1 protein-coding gene is annotated in these 2,406 nt (G+C 50.0%); it reads right to left on the bottom strand.

Going from position 1 to position 2,406, the window contains the following annotated elements:
• Nucleotides 1-245, bottom strand: a 245-nt coding sequence (locus tag ACT3RW_RS17650) for a hypothetical protein (protein WP_444614683.1), incomplete at its 3' end; no start/stop codon positions are given.
• Nucleotides 246-2,406: the final 2,161 nt, after the last annotated feature.

Consider the following 2,406-nt stretch of genomic DNA (forward strand, 5'->3'; position numbering starts at 1 on the left):
CGACTGAAACCCGCAGCCGCGCAAGCCATTTTTTGCCAATCTGGAGCGTTTGACTGGAATATCTGATAACAGGCGTCTGTGCCTGGCCACCATTCACAAGACCGGTTCGGGTTATCTGGGTAACCACAGATTTTCGCGGGAGTAGCCAAACCACCAGGGCTTAGAGAAGAAGACTGAAGAGTCGCGGCGTTGGCGCTGAAACCTGAAACAAGAACTAAAGCCGCGCTGGCAACAACGAGGGACATACGTACTAGAATTCTCTTCACTTTTCCTCCGGCAGTGTTCGAATTAATCAAAATGGAATATTCGGTATTCTTCGGAGTCTATCTTCACTCGACTTGGGCGTAAATCATACTTTGGTAGGAGTGTAGAGAGCTTGAAATTCGAGTGATGCGGTTACCTAGAAATGCTCCAAAGCATTTCGACGGCTATTAGCTACCACCTTAGCGAGAAGGCTCCTCCCCATACAGCTGATCGTGAACAGTAGCCCCAATACCTCGCGAACTACGACCAAAGGAAAGCTAAACCAGCACGTATTTCTTCCTTATGGCTACTGAACCCACTTATCGAGACTTGCGACACGCCCAAACGAAAATCGAATTTTCTTCGTTGAAAATTCGGTCCTTGCCCTTATTTCGCGGGAACTTGTGATACCTGCAGGTCATGTCCGTTTAAAAGACTGATGCCCGAGACTGGCAGGTCTCGGGCATCGTTATTCATGAAGAATAATTCAATTTAAGCGTAACTCGGTTCTGGCAGGATAGCGAGTAACACCCTCCAGCATGTCGAAGCTGAATACGGGGGTAAGGCCACCGGCTAGCCCCCGGGTGTAGAGAGAACAAAGGGTTTACCGAAGTAGTTTCGATGTGTGTAAAGGCAGACTCGGAACAACCACGATGTGGCGGGTAGAGCGCTTCAGGCTCCCCGATCGAACTACTAAATCCCAGTCCTGATAGCCGAGTAATCCCCGGCCATGGTCAAGGAAACCTCGCACGGCTCCGGCCAGCTGCAAACTTCCAAGCACCCCCCTAGTGAAGAAACCCAGCCCTAGCTGCGTCATTTTCTTCACTAGGGGGGTGCTTCGTTTCCTGCACTCACCAACCAGCTGCCATATCCGCAAGGTCTGCACAAGACGTTTGGAGCACTTATGAGTGCAGGGAACGAAAAAGATTCAGCACGAGCGCTAGCGAGTTCCTTTAGCGCGAAGCGCCCATCAACTAAACACGCTGGAACTTACCTCGTAGACGCTTACACACACCACTCATAACTCCTACGTAAGCACCACCAGGCAACCACAAGAACACCAATCCTCTAACGCCCTAACGAGTACAAACCTCACCACAGCAACCCTTACTCCGTCACAAGATAGTCGCAGTAAAAACCCCTTCTCCAGGACTCCTCCAAGATTCCTAAAGCGGTCACCACACCTCTGGCACCAAGCCGCACTAACTCGAACAAAAAACGTTCGGATACGACCTCGCTTATCAAAGATGCAAGAGGTGTGACCGAATAAGTGGGTTCTGCTCGAGAGGCTTTAGTGGGAATTGGTTCGGTCGCTTGAGCGCGTGCGATCAGGCCGTGCAGATGTTCAGCTGCACATGTTCCACCAGGAACAGCAAACGATCCATTTGGAACACGTAGCCGGCTAACTTCTGAACAGGGCTTTGGCAGCGTGCTTACGTGAGAGCTTGGCCGGCTATCTCATTGACTCAGTGACGTGAGAACAGCTTCTAGGGAACTCTCCTGCATGTGGATGCGTCCTAAAGCTTTAGAGAGCCACACGGAGCGTTTGAAGATCAGCAAGCATAGCAACTGGGGCCCAGTCGCGCGTGAACGGTAAACCCGCTGCACACAGAGGGTTTGCACTATGGGCTTCCAGCCCAATCCCGGTAACCAGACGCTACGCGACGGAGCAAGCTATCAACTTAGGTGTCCTAAGTGGCTTGGCAGGTGCCAGACCCCAGATCCTGGGGGCGTTGCACTACGCAAAAGAATCAATCCGGAACGAAAACGAGGTTATAACGTTCCATATGCAAAAGGTGGTTGCAGCCTTATATAAGGCTGCAACCACCTTTTGCGTGCAGGATTGCTCGAAGAACTTTTACAGTTTTGGACCGTAGTACCCTTTTCCACGGTCAATGTCTTTTCTTGCATCCCGAAGAGCTTGAGCAACCTCAGGATCGGATCCTTCAAAATCGTCTGCTCGTCGGTCTAAGCTACGAAAAGCACCAAAGATTAAAGGCAAAGAACAGAGACCAACTATGGCGCAGATTATAAGTATTGAGACTAAATCCATCTAAACCTCGCTCTGAAAATATACCTAGAAATCGCTTTGGAAAACGAACTAGCGACTGAAAAAATTTTTGTTTTCGTTCTGCTTCAACGATTTTTCGGTCAAGCTATTTA

Source organism: Glutamicibacter sp. AOP5-A2-18 (assembly GCF_052446055.1).
Lineage (GTDB): Bacteria > Actinomycetota > Actinomycetes > Actinomycetales > Micrococcaceae > Glutamicibacter.